This window comes from Microbulbifer litoralis (assembly GCF_023634065.1).
Classification (GTDB): domain Bacteria; phylum Pseudomonadota; class Gammaproteobacteria; order Pseudomonadales; family Cellvibrionaceae; genus Microbulbifer; species Microbulbifer litoralis.
On record NZ_JALKCV010000005.1, the window covers coordinates 113,569 to 132,807 of the forward strand.

Consider the following 19,239-nt stretch of genomic DNA (forward strand, 5'->3'; position numbering starts at 1 on the left):
CCCGTGCTTGCCGCGGATACCCCGCCGGCGGCAGCCGGTGGGGCTCCAACGGATAACCGCGAGCCGGAAAACCGGCTGCAGGTCAGCATTGGCCAGAGCAGCTGTGCCGGCCGCAAACCGCAGAACCAGGATTTTCACGGCGCGGTGGAGCCGGCACCGCCGCAACTGCACCTGAAGGGGATCGCACTGGCCATGGCCGACGGCATCAGCAGCAGCCCGGTCAGCCAGGTTGCCAGCGAAACCGCGGTAAAAACTTTTCTCGAGGACTACTACTGCACCTCCGAGGCCTGGTCGGTACGCAGCGCTGCCAGCCGCGTAATCTCCGCAACCAACGCCTGGCTGCATTCCCAGACACGCCAGAGCCGCTACCGCTTCGAGCGCGACCGCGGTTATGTATGCACTTTCAGCGCACTGGTGTTGCGCGGCGACACAGCGCACCTCTTCCATATCGGCGATACCCGCATCTACCGCCTGTACCGGGGCGCACTGGAGCAACTCACCAGTGACCACCGGCTGTGGCTGTCTTCGCAGGAGAGCTACCTGAGCCGCGCACTGGGAGCGGAGCTCTACGCAGAACCCGACTACCGGGCCGTGCCGTTGTGCGAGGGCCAGTACTTTGTACTCGCCACCGACGGCGTCTATGAATACCTGCCGGCCGAACGCCTGATCACGCTGATCGATCACCACCGAGAGGACCTGGACGAGGCCGCGCGGGCGATTGTCGAGGCGGCACTGGACGGCGGCAGCGACGACAACCTGTCGGTGCAGATCCTGCGTGTCGACCGGGTTCCGGTCGGCGAGGCGGCGGCACTGCGGCGGCGCGCGGAGGAGTTGCCTCTGCCACCGCCGCTGCGCGCCGGCGACATCCTCGACGGTTTCCGTATCGAGCGGGAAATTCACGCCGGTAGCCGCAGCCGCACCTACCTGGCGATGGATCCGGAGACGGAAACCCGGCTCTTGCTGAAAATTCCCTCCACCGAGCTGAGCGGCGATCCCGAGTACCTGGAACGTATGCTGATGGAGGAATGGATAGCGCGGCGGGTAAACAGTGTGCATCTGCTGAAGGCGGCACCGGTACAGCGCCAGCGACACTACCTGTACACCACCAGCGAATATATCGAGGGCCGCACCCTGGCCCAGTGGCTGCGCGATACCCCCACGCGGCAGCTGGAACAGGTGCGCGATATCGTCGAGCAGGTTGCCCGCGGACTGCTGGCGATGCACCGCCAGGAAATGCTGCACCGGGACCTGAAACCCGACAACATCCTGATCGACCGCAGCGGCACGGTCAAAATCATCGACTACGGCGCCACCCGTATCGGCGGCCTGGGCCAGCTGGCGGGCGCCAGCGGCGACGACCAATTGCAGGGCACCGCGCTCTACGCTGCGCCCGAGTATTTTCTCGGCGAGGCGCCGACATCGGCATCGGACCTGTTTTCCCTCGGCGTGCTCACCTACCACCTGCTGAGCGGCCGCTATCCCTACGGGCCCGACGTCCCGCGCGCGCGCAGCCGCGCCGCCCAGCGGCGGCTCCGCTACCGCAGCCTGCAGGATGACGAACACAGTGAAATTCCGGCCTGGGTGGACGCGGCGCTGAAAAAGGCAGTGCACCCGGATCCTTTGAAACGCCAGCGGGAACTGTCGGAATTTCTCTACGACCTGCGTCACCCGAACCGGAAATTTCTGTCGGACCAGCACCCGCCGCTGATGGAGCGCCACCCGCTGGCCTTCTGGCGCGGGCTGGCGCTGTTGCAGTTTATCGCCATCCTCGCGCTGCTTTACCAACTCCACCTGCTCCGATAACGCCAGCAAAAAAAGGAAATAACCATGATCGTAAAACGCGAACAAGTCACCGAAATGATCCAGGCGGCCAAAGTCCGCAAGGGGATTACCTGGGCGCAGGTAGCCGACGCGGTCGGCCTGTCCAAAGAGTGGACCACCGCCGCCTGCCTGGGCCAGATGACCTTCGACGAGCAGCAGGCCAGGGTGGTGAGTGAGATCTTCGATCTGCCGGAAGAGGCCCTGGCCTGGTTGCAGGCGGTGCCCTACAAGGGGTCACTGCCCACGGCCGTTCCCACCGATCCGCTGCTGTACCGCTGGTACGAGGTGGTGAATGTCTACGGCAGCACCATCAAGGAACTGATCCATGAGGAGTTCGGCGATGGCATCATGAGTGCGATCGATTTCTCGCTGGATATACAGCGGCAAGAGGATCCGCATGGCGATCGCGTCCATGTGGTGCTGTCGGGTAAATTCCTGCCGTACAAAAAATACTGACCCGCGGATCTTCGGGCCAGCAGATTTGCCCACCAGTGCGATCCGGTCCGGTTTCGGACTAACCTTGATAAACGAGTGTGCTGTAGGGGGAAATTCGCAAATAGTTCGCTGCGCCAAAGCGCCCGGCAATTGGGAGAAGTCCATGCTCAATGTCAGTTCCGAAAACGTCTGCCGCCTGGTCTACCTGGCGCGCGAGTTTCACGCCCAGGAACAGGTTTCGATTCCCGAAGACCCCGACAACCCCAGCGGTGACTGGGCAGTACAGATACTTGCCAGTCACGCCGAAGACGAGAGTTTCCAGGTCTTCAAGGCCATCGTCGAAGACCTGGAGCCCGACCAGCAGCAGGAGGTGGTGGCGCTACTGTGGCTGGGCCGCGGGGACTACAGCAAAGAGGAATGGCGGGATGCGCTGCAGTTGGCCGCGGACAGCTGGAACACCCGCACCGCGGAATACCTGATTGCGCACCCGCTGCTGGCCGACTATCTCGAGCAGGGTCTCGAGTTGTTCGATCTCCGCTGCGAGGAATAGCCGGGCTTGGCAACCTGTCGGACTCAGGGTTTTCTCGCCGCCGCAGTCCGATCCCGTATCGCCTTGAATTCCGACCCCGGCTTCCACTCGGGCCAGCGGCTCGAATTGCCCAGGTCGCTCATGATCATGCGGATAGCCGAGATGTCCTGGACGGCACCGGTGAGATCCCAGTCCGGATCCCAGGCATCGCAGGTCTTGTGATAGCAGTTGCCCACATAGTCGGCGACCCATTGCTCGCCGGCCTCGCGGCCACCGTCCACCAGATCCGCGCCACCGGCGATCCCCATGATCAGCAGCACCGGCACACCTTTCCGGGCCATGGAGAAATGATCGGCGCGATAGAAGAGACCGTTCTCGGGCAGGGATTCCGGTGTGACCACGCGCCCCTGGCTGCGGGCCGCGCGGACCAGGTCATCTTCCAGTTCGCTCTGGCCTTCGCCGACCAGGATAATGTCCCGCGCGGCACCGGCGGTCTGGAGTATATCCAGCGTAAAGTTGGCAGCGGTCTTCTCCAGGGGATGGACCGGCTTCGCCGCATAGGCCTTGGAGCCCAGCAGACCACTCTCCTCACCGGTCCACACGGCGAACAGCACGCTCCTGTCCAGCGGTGGGCCGGCCTTCAGTACCCGCGCCAGCTCCAGTACGCCGGCGGTACCCAGGGCGTCGTCGTTGGCTCCGGGGCGCACCGTGCGGCCCCGGGCATCGGGCTCGCCCTTCCCGTAGGCATCCCAGTGGGCGGAGGCCATCAGGAACTCATCCGCGCGCGCGCCGCCGGATAGCAGGGCCAGTACATTGCGGCTTTCGATCGTTTCGACACTGTTCGACAGGTCTGCGCTGAACGTGACCCCTTGCAGGTCAAAGGCTTCGAATTCGGGCGAACGGGCCTCCACGCGCAACTTGTCCAGATCCAGGCCGGCGCGCGCCAGCAGGCGGGCAGCGGCATCGTTGTGCAACCAACCCTGCAGGGCGACGGGCCGGGCACTTTCCCCACTCTGCGCCAGCGCGTAATTCTCACCCGGAGACGAAGATGCAACGCTCCACGGGTATCCGGCGGCCTCGGTCTCGTGAATGACCAGCGCCGCCAGGGCGCCGCGGCGCGCCGCCTCCTCGAACTTGTAGGCCCAGCGCCCGTAATAGGTCATGCGCCGGCCGCCGAAACGTCCCGCCGCCGGCTCGTTCGGGCCCGCGGCGAAGTCCGGATCGTTGACCAGGAAGATGGCAACCTTGCCCTCGAGGTCGATACTGCCGAAATCGTTCCACTCCCGTTCCGGCGCGTCCACACCGAAACCGACAAAGGCGACGGGCGCATCCTCGATCCGGATGCGGTCGAGGTTGCGCAGGGTGCTGACTTCGATGTCCACCCCCTGTTCCAGCGGATCGGATTTGCCGCCACTGCCGAAGAACACGGGAGTCGACGCATCGACCCGGGTATGGATCATCGGCACGGCCTGGGTCCAACTGCCGTTTTCACCGCCGGGCTCCAGCCCCAGTGATTTGAACTGGTCGACCAGGTAGGCAACGGTTTTGTCTTCCCCCGGCGTGCCGGGGGCCCGCCCCCCGAACTCTTCCGAAGCGAGTACCTTCACGATCTCGGAAAGGCGCCCGGGATCGATCTTCGCGGCATTTTCTTCCGGTTTTGAACAAGCGGTTGCCGCCAGAATTGACAGCAACAGGCAAACGGCTCGATAAATCATTCTGACTCTCATTGGTTGCGGGCATATAGAGGTAGTCGCACAACCATATCACTGGTGTGGTGTAAGGTGCTAAAGACTGATACCGGCGGCCCGGTATTGGCGCGTCCGCCGGCAACATTTATAGTGCGGAGATGCACCTGATACTGAGCCGCAAAGGCTTCGACTCCTCCGCCGGCGGCTGCCCCAGCCCGATTTTCCCCGACGGCAGCCTCTACGCGCTGCCGATACCCGATCGGGCTTCCGGCATCCGCTACGGCGACCTGCATTTCCGCGAGCACGGTATCGGCGCACTGGTCGAAGATCTGACACGCGGCGGTATAACCGCGCACTGCGGCGCGCACCTGGATCCGGATATGCACGCCGATGCGCTGCCGCGGCAGCGGGGCTGGAAACCACTGCTGGGACAGACGGGTGCGGCGCAGGGACACCTGCGCCGGCAGGGCATCCAGCCGGGCGACCTGTTCCTGTTTTTCGGCCTCTTCCGGCCGGTGGAGCGGTCCGGCGGTCGCTGGCGCTTTGTCAAAAGCGAGCCGGCGCGCCATATTCTGTGGGGCTGGCTGTCGGTCGGGGATATCCTCAAAGTTGACCACCTCCAGGCCGGCGATATCCCCTGGGCACGCTACCACCCGCATTTCGAAATCGGGCCGGACGCGGCCAATACGCTGTATATCGCCGGCGACAGGCTGCGACGGCAAGGCCGCGGGAAGACATTGCCCGCCGCGGGCATATTTCCGTATACGGCGCCCGGATTGAGCCTCACACATCCGTCCTCCCCGCGCCCCACCGCCTGGCGATTGCCACACTTCTTTTTCCCCGAGGGTGGGCGCACACCACTGAGCTACCATCTGAAACCGGAGCGCTGGAGCCGGGAACAGAGCGGGGATGCGCACTGCAACCTGCAGTGTGCGGCGAGGGGACAGGAATTTGTATTGAACACGGGCGAGTACCCGGAAGTGATGCCGTGGATCACCAATCTGGTGACCGGGTACGGCACTGCCTGCGGAATCTGATGGGGGCGGTAAAGCAACCGCACAAAAACTCTGGTACCTTCCCCACCCGTTAATACGCCTGGCGACACCCAACACCGCTGCGTATACGCCGCCAAGGGCGCAATCCCCGTACTGTGCCCCTGTGATGAATGTACAGATTTAAGGAAGACAAACCGATGAAGAAGCTGCTGATAGCCGTTGTCGCCACCATATTCTGCCCCCTGGCCCTGGCCACTCCGCCCTCGGACGACTCCATCCGCGAACTGATGACCGTGACCGAAACCAGGGAGTTGATGGACAAAACCATGGCGCAGATGGACAACATCATAAAGGCATCCATGCAACAGGCGCTCGCCGGCCGGGAGATCTCGGAGGAAGACCAGAAGGTACTGGACGAGATGCGCGGCCAGATGACCAGTGTCATGAAAGAGGAATTCACCTGGGACAAAATGGCCCCAATGTTCACCCAGATCTACAAAAACTCCCTCACCCAGTCCGAAGTGAACGGTATACTGGATTTCTACAAGACGGATGCCGGCAAGGCACTGGTCGCCAAGATGCCGATGATCATGCAGCAGACAATACAGTTGATGCAGCAGAAAACCGCCGCCATGGCGCCGAAAATGCAGAAAATCCAGCAGCGGGCCATGGCCAGGATCAAGGAAAACAACCAGCAGTAGGACACGGAGCGCATTTGCACTGCAGGGGCCTGTTTCAAGGCCCCTGTGGGAATTCGCCCGATTTACCGCCCGGTAAAATTCAGTTGGCAATCGCCTTTTCATTTCTGGCGACCGACAGGTAGCCCAGGTACCGCTCCCGGATCTCCCGCACATAGTTCACCGGTTCACGGCCGCGCACATAACCGAAACGCGCCTGGCGATAGTGTTCCGGCTGGGACAGCATCAGCATCGCGATCTCCACATTGCCGAACCACAGGTCCGGGTCCTTGCCCAGCCGCGCGGCCAGGTTACGCGCGTCGCGCACGTGGCCGTGGCCCGCGTTGTAGGCAGCCAACGTAAAGTAGATTTTCTGGTCGAACGGCAGGTCCCGCGGAAAGCGCTCTTCCAGCCAACCCAGGTAGGAGATACCGGCGCGGATGCCATTCTCCGGCTCGTACAGGTTGCTCACCCCCATCTGCCGGGCGGTGCGCGGCAGCACCTGCATCAGGCCACGGGCGCCGGCAAAAGACTGGGCGCGCGGGTCGAAACGGCTCTCCTGGTACATCTGGGCGACGACCATGCGCCAGTCGCGATCCGCCCGCTCGGCCAGCGTGCGGACAATCGGGTCGTAGGGGGACAGTCGATCCACCGTGCGCAACCGGCCTTCCTGGTAGCGGCGGATACGCTTGGGTTCCTCGAAGTATTTGTTGTAGGTGACATTGAAAAACAGCCCGCGGTAGTGCGCGTTGAGGAAGGCGTTGAGCTTCTTCAACAGTTGCGGCTGGTCCGGGCGCACGGCCCAGGCGATATCCTGCTTGCCCGGCAGTTCGCCGACCACGGAAAAGTCATCGCGGTAGGTATTCTCGATCGCCACCAGGTGGGAGTCGGCCACGGTGTAGGTGTAATCCCCACGCGCCACGGCATCGATCAACTGCTCCGTCGTCGCGCCCTCCACCGGAACGATATCCATCGGCTCTGCCTGCTCGCGGGCCATTGCCTGCAGGTGGCCGTGAAAACTGCTGAGTGGATTGACGGCCACCTGCCCGCCGGCGAGCAATTCGCCGATTGGCCGCTCCGGCTTTGTCACCCTGTTCGACTTGGCGGCAATGACCTGTTCACTGACCTGCAGATAGGGTCGCGTAAAAACCATACCCTGCTCGCGGCGCGCATCGGTGACTGTCAGCGAGGCCGCCACCAGGTCTCCCATACCGGCATCCAGGGCTTCCGCCAGATCCACGTTGGGGCCCGGCACCACCATGCTCAGGCGCAGGTTGTTGTCGCGGGCGAATTTCTTCAACAGGTCGTAGTCAAACCCCATCAGCTCACCGCGCCACATGAAGTAGGAGGCCGGGTGATTGCGCGTCAGTACGCGCAGTGTGCGACTGTCCCCGATCTCGTCCCAATCCCGGCGAAGGCGCTGCTGGCGCTGGCTCGCGAGCAGGTGCTCGGCGGTAAAGAATTCATTCAGTGCGCGCTCCAGTTCCGGTGCCTGCCGCCGCACCGCCCAGGCAATGGCGCGCTGGGACTGCAGTTCGCTGCTGGCCACCAGGCCCGGGTAGGAGGGCAGCAGCGCATCGGCCAGGTTGCTGTCGACCACCGTGGCGGCATAGGCGCCGCTGGCGACACCGGCGAGCAGCTCGTCGTGTCCGATGGCGTCGTCCAGGTATTGGATTGAAAACTGTTGCTGTCGCTGGCCGTCGGCCAGTGTCTGCGCAAAGGCACTGCCACGGCGGACGGCCACCTTCAGCGGATCTGCCGCTTCGCTGTCGCGGCGGGTTACCAGCAGTTCGCGCACATATTGCAGCGGGCGGGTAAAGGCCACCTGCCCGGCACGCTCTGCGGTGCGGGAGAAGTTGTTGGCGATCACATCGCCGCGGCCGTCCAGCAACGCCGGGATCATAGCGGCGAAGTTATCCACATAGATCCACTGGGGCTCCAGCCCGCGGCTGCGGGCAAACTTTTCCGCCAGTTGGCGCCACTCGCTGCTGGGCAGGCCATCGCGAGGCAGGGCGTCGTCCACCGGGCCGCGCGGGGCCAGCAACCTCAGTACGCCGCGCTCGCCAATCGCGGCGAGATCACCGCGCTCGATATAGTTTTCAAACGCCGGCGGTTCCGGCTTCTCCACGACCGGTTCGGGCTCGATCTCTGCAGATTGCGCAGCGGTATCCGCCCGCGGCGATGCCTGCTGCGTTTCCTGTTCACAGCCGGCACCTGTCAAGGTGGCGACGGAAAGAATGAGGTAGAGAAAGACTGAAGCCAGCTTGTCCATCATGCAGTGCCCCGATTTTTTATCCTGTAGCAATATCCCTGTTGCAACCCTACCAGGGAACCGGCGTCGATGACGCCGGGCAGTGGGTGAGGGTTATCGGTTGATTCTACAGGTTATCAGGGCCGGGTGAGACAACCGCAAATGCGCACCCCGGATGGAGGCGCGCAACGCTCCGGGGCCATAAGGGGCCCGGGAGGTGACGCGCCCGGGCTGTCAGATGGCTTTCGAGGCGCCCTTCTGCGCCAGCACCCTGTCGCCGTCTTCCCGCGGTTTCTGCTTTTTATCACCGGGCTGCAGGTCCGCCAGCATGGCCTTCATCTGCTGGTATTCCTCCTCATTGGAGAGCTCCATCAACAGCGGTTTGGCCACGCGGGTAAAGTACTCCACGTCCTTCTTCCGGTAGAGCTCTGTCGCCAGCCACTGGGCGATATGGATCTGGCGCGGCGCGCGGTGGTAGGCCTGCTCGAGCATTTCCAGGTACTTGTTCCGCGGATAGTCGAGCATTTCCATACTCATGGCGAGACCGTACCAGTGCGAGGCGGTCTTCGGGTCGTTGTTGACCAGGAATACGAATTTATCGCGCACCTTTTTCAGTTCGGCCGGATCGCGCTGCGCGCCCGGGGTGCTGACCTGGCGGTTCAATCCCAGCCAGGCATCGACGTTCTGGTACCAGAACTTGCTTCGGTCCTGTACCGGAATCGACGCCAGCAATTGCTCGGCGTAATCGAAATTGCCGATACGGGTTTCCGCTTCCGCCTGTACGGCGGTGAGTTCCGGGCTGTCCACACCCTCGGCGTGGGCGTACTGGATCAGCGAGTGCAACTCGTCGACGTTGTAACCGGACAGTACCAGGAAGCGGCCGATCTCGGCGATCGCGCTGCTCTGCGCCAACTGGTGCACATCCGGCCTGGCCTCCCGGAAGCCCGACGGTATACGGCCCCGCACCAGCTCGAACTCGCCTTTGCGGAACATCCGGCCGTACTGCTCTTCCATATCGGCGAGGCTCATATCGAGGGCTTTCTCAAGCGACTCGACCGGGTCGGCGCCGTCGTTATAGGCCTTGACGAACTGCTTGAACTCTTTCGTCTTGCCACTCTGCATCAGCAGCCAGTCGGTCAGCATCCAGCCGCTGGCGTAGACCTGGGTTTTCTCCTCATCCGTGGTGTTGTGGGTGGTCGCCCGGAGCAGTTTCTCCAGCGGCATGGGCGCGGTGAACAGCAGTGTGTAGGCGCGCTCCTCGGGGATGGCACCCAGTTGGTAGCCGCCGTCGGGCGTAAACGTCATGGTCGACATGAACTCGGCAAAACCCTCGCTGTACCAGTAGGGGTAGTGCACGGTATTGCCGTTGTAGCTCAGGAAGTGCGTGTACTCGTGGAACAGGAACTCGCGCGCCTTCAACTGGCGTTCGCCGGTGCGGCCGTCGAGATTGACCAGCGCGTAGCTGCCCCGCTCGGTGGTATCGAACAGGCCGTTGGTCAGCTCACCCAGCTCGGCGCCCACCAGGCCGGAGTAGCTCTGGCGATCGGCTGCCGCGTAGATGGTGAGCTTCTTGCCGGTGTCCTTGACGTCGAGCAGCTTGATCGCCACGGCGCGGTAGCGCTCGAGGTCTTTGGCCAGGGCGCGCACGGCCTTGGGGTCGCCGTTGGTCACGATCCGGAAGTTGGGGCTGTTTACCTGGTACCAGGTTTCCTCGCCGAGGTTCTCCGGCGCGCTGCAGGCCGACAATAAAACCGCGGAAAAAATTACCAACAAAGAGAGAGCGCGAGGGAACATAGTTCTGCCACCGGGTCGTTTCTTCTCGGGGCCCTCCGTGGCGGAACATTGAAGCCCACACACTACCTGTTTTTATTGATCAAAAAAAGAACAATTTTAGTCTCCCCCAACCGACTTGCCGGTTTTTTACCGACCGGAATAGACGTACAGGTCATACATTTCGGGGCTTCCAGCAAGTGGGGATGAGCGCCAATCGACGAGATTCCCGTCGCAAAACGGCAATTCCACAGCCCCCGACTCCGCCACAACTTCTAATATTCAGCGGATGACCAAAATAGACTATGTGGTCACAAATAATATATAACGATGAGGGAGACACCATGCAAACATCACCGCTACTGGCGCTGATCGGCGGCGCCCTGCTGGCGGCGCATAGCTGGGCCGCGCCGCAATTTATTCCCGACCTGGATATCACCAGCTTCGACGGCACCGAACTGGACGCCAACCTGTTCGTGCCCGACTCGCCCCCGCCGGCCGGCGGCTACCCCACGGTACTGTTCACCAACAGCTGGGTACTGGACAAACACCAGTACCTGCTGCAGGCCGAGGCGCTGGCGGATAACGGCTACCTGGTCATGAGCTACTCCACTCGCGGCTTCGGCCAGTCCGGTGGACTGGTGGACGTGGCCGGGGACAACAGCATCGCCGACGCCGGCGTGCTGATCGACTGGCTGGAGGCCAACTACCCGGTGGGCAAACTGGGCATGGCCGGCATCTCCTACGGCGCCGGCGTATCGCTGCTGGGTGCCGCGGCCGATCCGCGCGTGGATGCGGTAGCCGCGCTGTCCGGCTGGTCCGACGTGGTGGAGGGGCTCTACCCAAATGAGACGGTCAACCTCGTCTGGGGCACACTGCTGGTCAATACCGCCTTCAAGCGCGAGGAGATCGTCGACCGGGTGTGGAGCGACCTGCGCAGCGGCGCCAATATCGATGGCGTAATCGAGTTCGGTGCCTCGCGCTCGGCACTGTCGTTCGTCGATGCGCTGAACGCGAATGGCACCGCGGTGCTGATGTCGAACAATTTCGCCGACTACCTGTTCAAGCCCAACAGCATGACGGATCTCTACACGCTGCTGGAAGGGCCCAAAAAACTGCTGCTGAACCCGGGCACCCACGCAATCACCGAAACCCTGGGAGGCAACGACGGCCACATCTGGGCCACCAGCTTCCGCTGGTTCGATCACTACCTGAAAGGCGACGCCAACGGTATCGATACGGAACCCAAAGTGGATATGACCGTGCGCATCAGCAACCGCCTGGAGCGATTCGACGATTTCCCGGTAACGCAGAACAGCAGCAGCTGGTACCTGCATCCGCGCCTGAGCCATTTCAACAATGCCAGCATGGAAAACAACCCCTACAACGGCTGGCGCTGGCGCAATACGTTTCACGGCGGCGCCGATACCAGGGCCGGTACCGGCATCCCGTTGATCTCGGATGCACTGGAAGGCTTCGGTATCCCGGTATACACGAATATGAACGGCATCAACGGCTACCACGCCATCGAGTACAACGGGCCCGTGCAGTGGAGCACTCTCAAAATCCGCGGTACCCCCACCCTGGACCTGTGGATAGAACCGAGCAAACCGGAAGTACAGCTGCAACTGCACCTGTACGACACAGGCCCGCTGGGCCTGGGCCGCCTGATCACCCACGCGCCCGTGACCCTGCACGATGCCGACGTGGGCGGGGAACAGAAAATCAGCGTCGAGTTTTTCACCACCAGCTACGACGTGCCGCCCGGCCATGTGGTGACACTGGCGATCGACACCGAGGGCGCCATCTACCAGAAACCGGCGGATACCCGTTACGAAATCAGGGTGCCGTACCGCAGCGGGCAGGAATCGAAGCTGATCATTCCGCACCTGTAATGACACAGCCCGGGCGGACGCCGTGTTCGCCCGGGCCGGGTTCCCGCGTCCCCATCGGCAAGCGACACCCCGAACCGTTACAATAGCGGTTTTCTGCCAAGCACCGAGACGCCATGACAAAATCATTACTGTGCGGCCTGCTGGCCGTTCCGCTGCTGGCGCTGATCGCCTGCGGTCCCGCCGACGACGACAGGAAAGCCGCCCGACAACCCGGGGAAGAAACGACTGAATCGACCGCACCGCAACAGCCGGTCGACGAACAACCGGCCCCCGGCGCCCAATACGCCGCGGAGGCACCGGCCGGGCGCCTGCCGGAGGGCGTGCGCCCCACCTCCTACCGGCTCGACCTGCTGCTGGACCCGCGCCGCGACGATTTCTCCGGCAGTGTGGAAATCGATATCCAGCTCGACAAGGCCGCCGACCATCTCTGGCTGCACGGCAAGAACCTGGATATCAGCGAAGCCACCGCCACTCTCGCCGACGGCAGGACCGTCGACGCCGAATACCTGGAAGTGCTGGACAGCGGTGTTTCCCGCGTCGGCTTCGCCGAACAGCTGCCCGCCGGCGAATTCACGCTGCGCTTCGAGTACAGTGCCGCCTACGACCGCAACCTGGCCGGCCTGTTCAAGGTGGAGGAACAGGGTGACGCCTACGCGCTGGCCAAGTCCGAATCCATCCAGGCGCGCAAATACCTGCCGGGCTTCGACGAGCCGGGCCTGAAGGCGCCGTTCGATATCAGCCTGACGGTACCCGAGGGCTACGCCGCCATCAGCAACGGCCGCGAGATTTCCCGCGAGCCCGCCGGCGACGGCCTGGAGAAGGTCACCTTCGCCACCACCCGCCCGACACCGACCTACCTGCTGTCGCTGTCCGTGGGCCCGTTCGATGTGGTGGAGCGGCCGGCCATTCCCGCCAACGAATATCGTAAAGAACCGATTCCACTGCGCGGCTTCGCGCGCCGGGGTCGCGGCGGGGACCTGGACTATATTCTCGATATCACGCCGCGCATGGTGCAGATTTACGAGGAAGAACTGCAGCGCCCCTACCCGTTTGAGAAACTGGATATCGTCGCTGCGCCACAGTGGCCCAGCGGTGCCACCGAACTGTCTGCGGCCATCACCTACCGCGAGCAGCGCATCCTGGTGGAGGGCGACAAGCCCGCCCCCGGTGCGCGCCTGGCGCTGCTCGGCGTACACGCGCACGAGATCGGCCATATGTGGTTCGGCAACCTGGTCACGCCGCCCTGGTGGGACGACCTGTGGCTGAAGGAGGGCTTTGCCACCTGGGGCACGCCGCTGGTGCTGACGATCATGGAACCGGACGGCGGCCACGACCTGAACGCCGCGGCGAGCGCCATCAGCGCCATGCAACTGGACTCACTCGCCAGCACCCGCGCGATCCGCGAGCCGATCGAAGACAACCACGATATCCGCAACGCCTACGATGCCATCACCTACCGCAAGAGTCTCGGCGTCATCAACATGGTCGACCGCTACTTCGGCGCCGGCACCTTCCGTCCGGCACTGGGCCGCTATATCGAGACCTTTGCCGACGGCGTTGCCGCCTCACCGGACTTCTACCGCGTGATCGGCGAGGAAACCGGCACGCCGGAACTGACCGAAACCTTCCGCAGCTTTGTGGAACAGAAAGGCGTGCCGCTGCTGGAGATGGCGGTCAACTGCGACGAAGGCGGTGCAGCCAGCATCGAGGTCAGCCAGAGCCGCTATAAACCACTGGGCTCCCCCATTGCCGATGTCGACAAAAAGTGGAGCATCCCGTTCTGCTTCAGTTCCGACAGCGGTGTGCAACAGTGCCAGATCCTGACCCAGCCCCGGCAGGCGATTGAAGTTTCCGGTGGCGAATGCCCGCAGTGGTTGCTGCCGAATGCGCAGGGCAGCGGCTACTATCGCTGGAGCCTGCAAGAGGCCCAATGGGCGCCGCTGCTGGAGCGGTTCGCGATGTTCGAACCCACGGAGAAACTGTCGATCATCGACAGCGCCTTCGCCGATTTTGAAGCGGGCCGGCTGCCGGCCGCGACACTGGTGGAAGTGATACAGAAATCCGCTCGCGCGGAAAAGCGCCAGGTCATCCAGGCACCGCTGGAATACCTGGAGAAATATCGCCGAAACTACGTGAGCGAGAAGGCACAACCGGCGTTTCTGGCGTTCGCGCAATCGCTCTACGGCCCGGTGCTCAAGGAGACAGCCGACAGCGACGACAGCGACGACAGCGAGCAGCAGTTGCTGCACAGCGAGCTGCTGAGCTTTATGGCACTGACCGCCGGAGACCCGGATGCGCGCAAACAGCTCGCCGAAAAGGCCGCGGCCTTTACCGGCTTCGAACGCAAGCGCGATGCAGAGGCTCTGGATTCCGACCTGTACGAAGCGGCGCTGACCGTGGCGGTGCAGGACACGGACGGTTTCCTGCCACACCTGATCGCGATGCGCGGCGATCTGGACGACCCGCGCTTCGACAACGCCAGCGCCAATGCCATCGGCAGCACTGACAACCCGGACCAGTTGGAGACCATACGCAAACTCGCCCTGGGCGAGGACATGGGTTCCCGCGAAGCCTTCGGACTGATTCAACACGCCCTGGCCGAGCCGGCCACTCGCGAGCAGAACTGGCAGTGGCTGCAACGGGAGTTCCCGGCGGTACTGGAGAAAATCCCCGGCCAGTGGCGCCGCCAGACGCCGGCGTTCGCACGCAACTTCTGCGATGGCGACCGCCTGGAGGAAGTGCAGGCACTGTTCAGGCAACACGGCAAACTCGCCCCCGGCTACCAGCGCAGCCTGGCGCAGACCGAGGAACAGATTCAGCTGTGCATGGCGCTGAAGGAGAAAGGGGAGGGACTGGTGGCGGCATTGCCGTAAACAACCCGCTGCCGGAGCGAACGCCGTGTTCGCCCCGGCGGTTCTGCAAGCGGATCAACCCGTCTGGAAGACACCGCTTTTTTCCAGCCTATCGATCAGGGGCCGCAACTGCTCGTGGTAATCTTTCCACCTGCCGACGGACGATCGATAGATCGGCTGCCGTACCTGGCTGGCACTGGCGGTGGCAGTCCCGCCGCCTTTCTGCCGGTGAAAATCCAGCACCGATTCTGTCCATTCCAGCCCGCAAAACGCGAACAGCCGGCGGCTTTCCGCCGGCGGGTCGGCAACCAACCGCTCGTAGTGGATATCCAGAAACCGGCCGGGCAGGGCCCGCCGCCAGTGATCCATCAGGGCGCGGTAGCCGAGATAATACCGGGCCAGTTCGAGCTGGTCGTAGGAAAAGGGATAGGCGGACTTGAACAGCGTCTTGTACACCGCATAGCAGGTATCCAGCGGATCGCGGATGAGGTGCACAATTTTTGCCGCCGGCAGTGCCCGCTGGATCAGCCCGGCATAGAGAAAGTTCATCGGGTTCTTATCCAGGATCACCTCTCCGGAAAAGTAGTCTGCCCGCGCCCGCATCTGCCTCGCATAGGCGCTTCCCCACTCGACCATATCCACCGCGCCCGCCGCGTGCACTGCGGTATTCTCGCCGGTGTCCGCGTCGGGATGCCGTTGCGCTATCGCATTGCCCAGCAGGCGGGCGAAGGTATCCGGCTCGCCCGCGGAGACCACACCGGGGATGGAGGTCAACAGGCGGTCCACCAGAGTCGTTCCGGTCCTGGGCATCCCCAGCACCAGCACAATGCCCTCACCGGCGTCCCCGGGCGCGTCGATATTTCCGAGTTTTTCCGCGTCGAAAGTCTCCCGGATTGCGGCCATCAGACTGCAGTCCCGACCGACGTCGTACTGGATCATCGAGCGCCTTGCCCGGCAACCCGCCTGCAGCGCGTCAAAGCTCTCGCCGCTTCGCCCCAGGTCCTCGAGCTCCTTCGCCAGAGCAAAATTGAGTTGCACCCGGGCCTGTACCGGCAGCGGATCGCACTGCAACAGTGTGTGTAACTGGTCCAGGTGATTGTGGGTTTCCGTCTGCTTCCGGAGATCGGAGCGATTGCGATAGGCCTCCCAGTCCTCCGCCCGGGATGCCAGTACGCGATCGTAGAGATCCTCGGCGCGATCACTGTTCCCCATGGCCCGGTTTGCCGCGGCGCAGTTGTAGAGCAGATCGCTGTTGTCCGGTTGCAGCGACAGAGCGCGTTCGTACACCGCGAGTGCCGGGGGGTGATCCTCGCAACAGCTGTACAGGTAACCCGCCCGCGCCAGCATGCGGACATCCCTGAGCGGAAGAATCGCCTCAAGTTTCAACGCCGACGCGGCGCCGGCCAAATCGCCGCGTTGCAAAAGCAACCCGGCAAGGTGGAGGGAGACCGCAGTGTGGCGTCCACTGCCCGGTGCGAGCCGGGCCGCGGCCCGTTGCAGGATTTCACAGGCGGCCTCCGGTTCGCCCATGGCCGCACGGATATCGGCGGCCAGGCGGTGGGCGTTGATGAAGTCCGGATCCGCGGCCAGAGCCCCGGAAATCAACTGCCGGGCCTCCGCCAGCGCCCCCCTGGAAAAGGACGATCTCGCGCGCTGGAACAGCACTGCGCTATTCGGCTCGGGCAATGGGTTTTCTCCCATGATTATTTTCACCGTTATAACAACAAAAAAGCCGGCCATAAAGGCCGGCAACCAGTTGCAACAATGGTCTGTCAGAAACGGTAGCTTGCGGAAACGCCGAGCGTTCTCGGCTGGCTGATATAGTCTTTCGACGAATTGCCGTAGAAATTTTCTGCGGGGTCGGTTCCCATGTAGGCCTCGGGCAGGGCTCCGGTTACACCGTCTTCGTTCAACAGGTTCTTGACGTAGAGGGTCGCGCTCCAGCTGTCGGCCAGTAAAGTGCTGCTGGCGTTCCAGAGGCTGAAGGCATCGATATCCGCGGCGGTGGCACCGCTGCCGATGGTGTTGGTCGAATCCGACTGGTAATAGGCGCTCAGGCGCGATACCAGCATCAGGCCGGGGCCAAACTCTGCGGTGTGGTCCAGCGATACCGAGAGGGTGTGCTCCGGGCTGCTGGGCAGGGCTTTGCCGTCCTCGGCCACCATGAACTCGAACACTTCGCCACTGCCGTCGACATTGCCTGCGGGCTGATAGAAGTCGGCGGTGAGTTGGCTGTCGACATAGGCATAGCCAATACCGTAGTTCAGTGACCCGGCCAGGCTGCCCTGCAATTCGAGTTCGATGCCCTGGGAACGGGCCGAGTCTCCATTGACCGCGGCAAAGAACCCCCAGTTGGGAGTGGAGGTATTGAGCTGCGGGTCCTCCCAGTCCATACGGAAGACGGACACCGTGTAACGCAGGCTGTCTGTCGCACCTTTGAAGCCCAGCTCATAGTTCATCACGCTGTCGGCCCCGTACTGCAGATAGGCCGGGTTTTCGGAGAAGCCGCCAATCAGGGGCACCGCGTTGGAACCACCGCGGCGATATCCCTCGGAAACGGTGGCGTAAAGCATGGTACTGGCGGTCGTATCCCACGACAGGTTGGCTTTCAGCAGCGTGTCCTCATCCTCGGTACTGAATGTCGCTTTGGTATCTTCTTCGGGTTCCGGCCAGATTGGCAGCTGGAGAGTGCTGTCGTTTTTCAGTTCGTTGTCAAAGTGGCGCAAACCCAGTGTCGCGCGCAGGGTATCGCTGAAATTGAAGGTCGTCTCGCCGTAGACGGCCGCATCGGTAAAACTCTGCTTGCGGCGGAAGTAAAAGTCCTGGTCCTGGACATTGGCTCCCCAGCCCGTCCACTCCTCCGCCTTGCTGGCGCCGGGTGTAAAATCTGCGGGAATGACCGCCATCCACTCGGCCCACCCCGGCATCAGGCTGTTCTGGCCGGCGTTGCTGTCCTGGTCCATATAAAAGAAACCGGCCACCCAGTCGACAAAGGTATCGCCGCTGGAAACCAGGCGGATTTCCTGGGTCAGCGCGGAGTCTTCATAGAAACGCTCGGCCACAGCCAGTGGGCGCGGGGTGCCGCTGTAATAGGCTTCGAACCAGTCGTTCCGGGCGTAGAAACCGGTGTTGTCGCTGATACCGCTGCCGGTGTGATTGTATTTGGAGGTGCTGGAAGTAAAGGTGGCAAAACCCAGGTCCACCGACAGTTCCAGCGCCGTCAGGTCCACCTTTCGCTCCGAGGGCTCCCGAATCACCGCGCCGTTTTCGTAGTCATCATAGAAGTCCTCACTGCCGTCGACCCAGTGGGTACCGCGGGTGACCTGCCGGCGGCCACCGATGTCGTCCTCCTGGACCTGGTGGGACAACTGCACGCTGAAGCGGTCATTGGGTTCGAACAATACCGACACCCGGCCGTAGCTGATATCCACGGTATCGACATCCTCCCTGTGCTCGAAGACGGGATCTCCGGCGGCAATGTCGCCATCGGCGGCGACCGGTGCGCCGTCCGTATCCAGCCGGTAGACATTGGCGTAATCGACGATACCGTCGTTGTCGATCATCCCCACGTTTGCCCGGATGGCAACCTTGTCGGAAAGCGGAATATTGACCAGGGCATCTGCGTTGAAGTTGATTCCCCCGGAGCCCTCGGTCTGGCCAACGCCGCTGCTGACCTTGCCCTCGAAGGCATCCAGGTCCGGTTTGTTCATGATATAGCGCACTGTACCGGCCAGGGATCCGGACCCATACAGGGTTCCCTGCGGCCCGCGCAACACTTCAACGCGCTCGATATCCTTGAGAATGAAATTTCCGTAGAGCGCGGTATCGTCCACATAGGTTGCCACCGTGGGCACCGCGGATAGCGGTACATCGCCGTTTGCGCCACTGTCCACGTTCATCCCGCGAATGATCACACCGTTGACGGTGCCCGAGTTGCGATAACCGCGATCGACGACCGTCAGGCCCGGGATACTGCGCATCATTTCCGCCGCATCGACAATCTGCGCCGATTCCAGCTCGTCACCGGAGACCGCGGAGATATTGTAGGGAATATCCTGCACACTCTCCGCGCGGCGCGTGGCCGTCACGATGACTTCCTCCAGCAGGGTATCTTCCTGCGCGACAACGAACCGGGGCAGCGAGGCCAGGCTCCCTGCGGAAACTGCGGCCACGGCCGTCGCCAGGACTTTTTTGCTGAACCCCTGCTTGCTTTGTTCTTTCATGGCTCCCTCGCTATTATTTTGATCCGGCCGAACCGCGCCGTTAGATTTTACGATTGTCGGACAGGCTGAGCACCGGCCCTGGAACCCGGAGCCAGTTGCCAAC

Annotated in this window: 12 protein-coding genes; 7 read left to right on the forward strand and 5 right to left on the reverse strand. The window is 62.8% G+C overall.

Going from position 1 to position 19,239, the window contains the following annotated elements:
* The first annotated feature begins 3 nt into the window (after positions 1-3).
* The 3 genes from MWN76_RS09630 (at position 4) to MWN76_RS09640 (ending at position 2,806) form a co-directional block, all read left to right on the forward strand.
* Positions 4-1,803 carry a bifunctional protein-serine/threonine kinase/phosphatase gene (locus MWN76_RS09630; protein WP_250461194.1) on the forward strand — a complete coding sequence of 600 codons (1,800 nt, stop codon included), beginning with the start codon at positions 4-6 and terminating at the stop codon, positions 1,801-1,803.
* Between the two features lie 24 nt (positions 1,804-1,827).
* Positions 1,828-2,277 carry a cyanase gene (cynS, locus tag MWN76_RS09635; protein WP_250461195.1) on the forward strand — a complete coding sequence of 150 codons (450 nt, stop codon included), beginning with the start codon at positions 1,828-1,830 and terminating at the stop codon, positions 2,275-2,277.
* A gap of 142 nt (positions 2,278-2,419) precedes the next feature.
* On the forward strand, positions 2,420-2,806 hold the full coding sequence (locus tag MWN76_RS09640) for a DUF3775 domain-containing protein (RefSeq protein ID WP_250461196.1): 387 nt from the start codon (positions 2,420-2,422) through the stop codon (positions 2,804-2,806).
* A 23-nt stretch (positions 2,807-2,829) separates the two neighbouring features.
* On the opposite strand, the gene MWN76_RS09645 is transcribed toward MWN76_RS09640, so the two are convergent.
* On the reverse strand, positions 2,830-4,500 hold the full coding sequence (locus MWN76_RS09645) for a M28 family peptidase (RefSeq protein WP_250461197.1): 1,671 nt from the start codon (positions 4,498-4,500) through the stop codon (positions 2,830-2,832).
* Positions 4,501-4,631: 131 nt separating this feature from the next.
* On the opposite strand from MWN76_RS09645, the gene MWN76_RS09650 reads away from it, so the two are divergent.
* Both MWN76_RS09650 and MWN76_RS09655 read left to right on the forward strand, forming a co-directional pair.
* The gene (locus tag MWN76_RS09650) at positions 4,632-5,510 is read left to right on the forward strand and encodes an Nmad3 family putative nucleotide modification protein (protein ID WP_250461198.1); all 879 of its coding nucleotides are present in this window, start codon (positions 4,632-4,634) and stop codon (positions 5,508-5,510) included.
* Positions 5,511-5,665: 155 nt separating this feature from the next.
* The gene (locus MWN76_RS09655; protein ID WP_250461199.1) at positions 5,666-6,169 is read left to right on the forward strand and encodes a DUF2059 domain-containing protein; all 504 of its coding nucleotides are present in this window, start codon (positions 5,666-5,668) and stop codon (positions 6,167-6,169) included.
* A gap of 79 nt (positions 6,170-6,248) precedes the next feature.
* On the opposite strand, the gene MWN76_RS09660 is transcribed toward MWN76_RS09655, so the two are convergent.
* Positions 6,249-8,420 carry a transporter substrate-binding domain-containing protein gene (locus MWN76_RS09660; RefSeq protein ID WP_250461200.1) on the reverse strand — a complete coding sequence of 724 codons (2,172 nt, stop codon included), beginning with the start codon at positions 8,418-8,420 and terminating at the stop codon, positions 6,249-6,251.
* A 210-nt stretch (positions 8,421-8,630) separates the two neighbouring features.
* On the reverse strand, positions 8,631-10,142 hold the full coding sequence (locus tag MWN76_RS09665; protein WP_250461201.1) for a hypothetical protein: 1,512 nt from the start codon (positions 10,140-10,142) through the stop codon (positions 8,631-8,633).
* A gap of 368 nt (positions 10,143-10,510) precedes the next feature.
* Here MWN76_RS09665 and MWN76_RS09670 point away from each other — a divergent pair, with 368 nt between their 5' ends.
* Together MWN76_RS09670 and MWN76_RS09675 are read left to right on the forward strand one after the other, a co-directional pair.
* The gene (locus tag MWN76_RS09670; protein WP_250461202.1) at positions 10,511-12,061 is read left to right on the forward strand and encodes an alpha/beta fold hydrolase; all 1,551 of its coding nucleotides are present in this window, start codon (positions 10,511-10,513) and stop codon (positions 12,059-12,061) included.
* Between the two features lie 113 nt (positions 12,062-12,174).
* Positions 12,175-14,934 (forward strand): M1 family metallopeptidase, encoded by a 2,760-nt coding sequence (locus tag MWN76_RS09675; protein WP_250461203.1) that lies wholly within the window; start codon positions 12,175-12,177, stop codon positions 14,932-14,934.
* Between the two features lie 54 nt (positions 14,935-14,988).
* Here MWN76_RS09675 and MWN76_RS09680 read toward each other — a convergent pair whose 3' ends face one another.
* On the reverse strand, positions 14,989-16,599 hold the full coding sequence (locus MWN76_RS09680; protein ID WP_250461204.1) for a tetratricopeptide repeat-containing sulfotransferase family protein: 1,611 nt from the start codon (positions 16,597-16,599) through the stop codon (positions 14,989-14,991).
* Positions 16,600-16,685: 86 nt separating this feature from the next.
* Positions 16,686-19,136 (reverse strand): TonB-dependent receptor, encoded by a 2,451-nt coding sequence (locus MWN76_RS09685; RefSeq protein WP_250461205.1) that lies wholly within the window; start codon positions 19,134-19,136, stop codon positions 16,686-16,688.
* Positions 19,137-19,239 lie beyond the last annotated feature (103 nt).

What these genes read in the sequence shown, in the direction of transcription:
- MWN76_RS09650 (WP_250461198.1), top strand. Translation starts at nt 4,632, where the DNA reads ATGCACCTGATACTGAGCCGCAAAGGCTTCGACTCCTCCGCCGGCGGC.
- MWN76_RS09645 (WP_250461197.1), bottom strand. Translation starts at nt 4,500, where the DNA reads ATGATTTATCGAGCCGTTTGCCTGTTGCTGTCAATTCTGGCGGCAACC.
- MWN76_RS09660 (WP_250461200.1), bottom strand. Translation starts at nt 8,420, where the DNA reads ATGATGGACAAGCTGGCTTCAGTCTTTCTCTACCTCATTCTTTCCGTC.
- MWN76_RS09640 (WP_250461196.1), top strand. Translation starts at nt 2,420, where the DNA reads ATGCTCAATGTCAGTTCCGAAAACGTCTGCCGCCTGGTCTACCTGGCG.
- MWN76_RS09670 (WP_250461202.1), top strand. Translation starts at nt 10,511, where the DNA reads ATGCAAACATCACCGCTACTGGCGCTGATCGGCGGCGCCCTGCTGGCG.
- MWN76_RS09655 (WP_250461199.1), top strand. Translation starts at nt 5,666, where the DNA reads ATGAAGAAGCTGCTGATAGCCGTTGTCGCCACCATATTCTGCCCCCTG.
- MWN76_RS09675 (WP_250461203.1), top strand. Translation starts at nt 12,175, where the DNA reads ATGACAAAATCATTACTGTGCGGCCTGCTGGCCGTTCCGCTGCTGGCG.
- MWN76_RS09685 (WP_250461205.1), bottom strand. Translation starts at nt 19,136, where the DNA reads ATGAAAGAACAAAGCAAGCAGGGGTTCAGCAAAAAAGTCCTGGCGACG.
- cynS (WP_250461195.1), top strand. Translation starts at nt 1,828, where the DNA reads ATGATCGTAAAACGCGAACAAGTCACCGAAATGATCCAGGCGGCCAAA.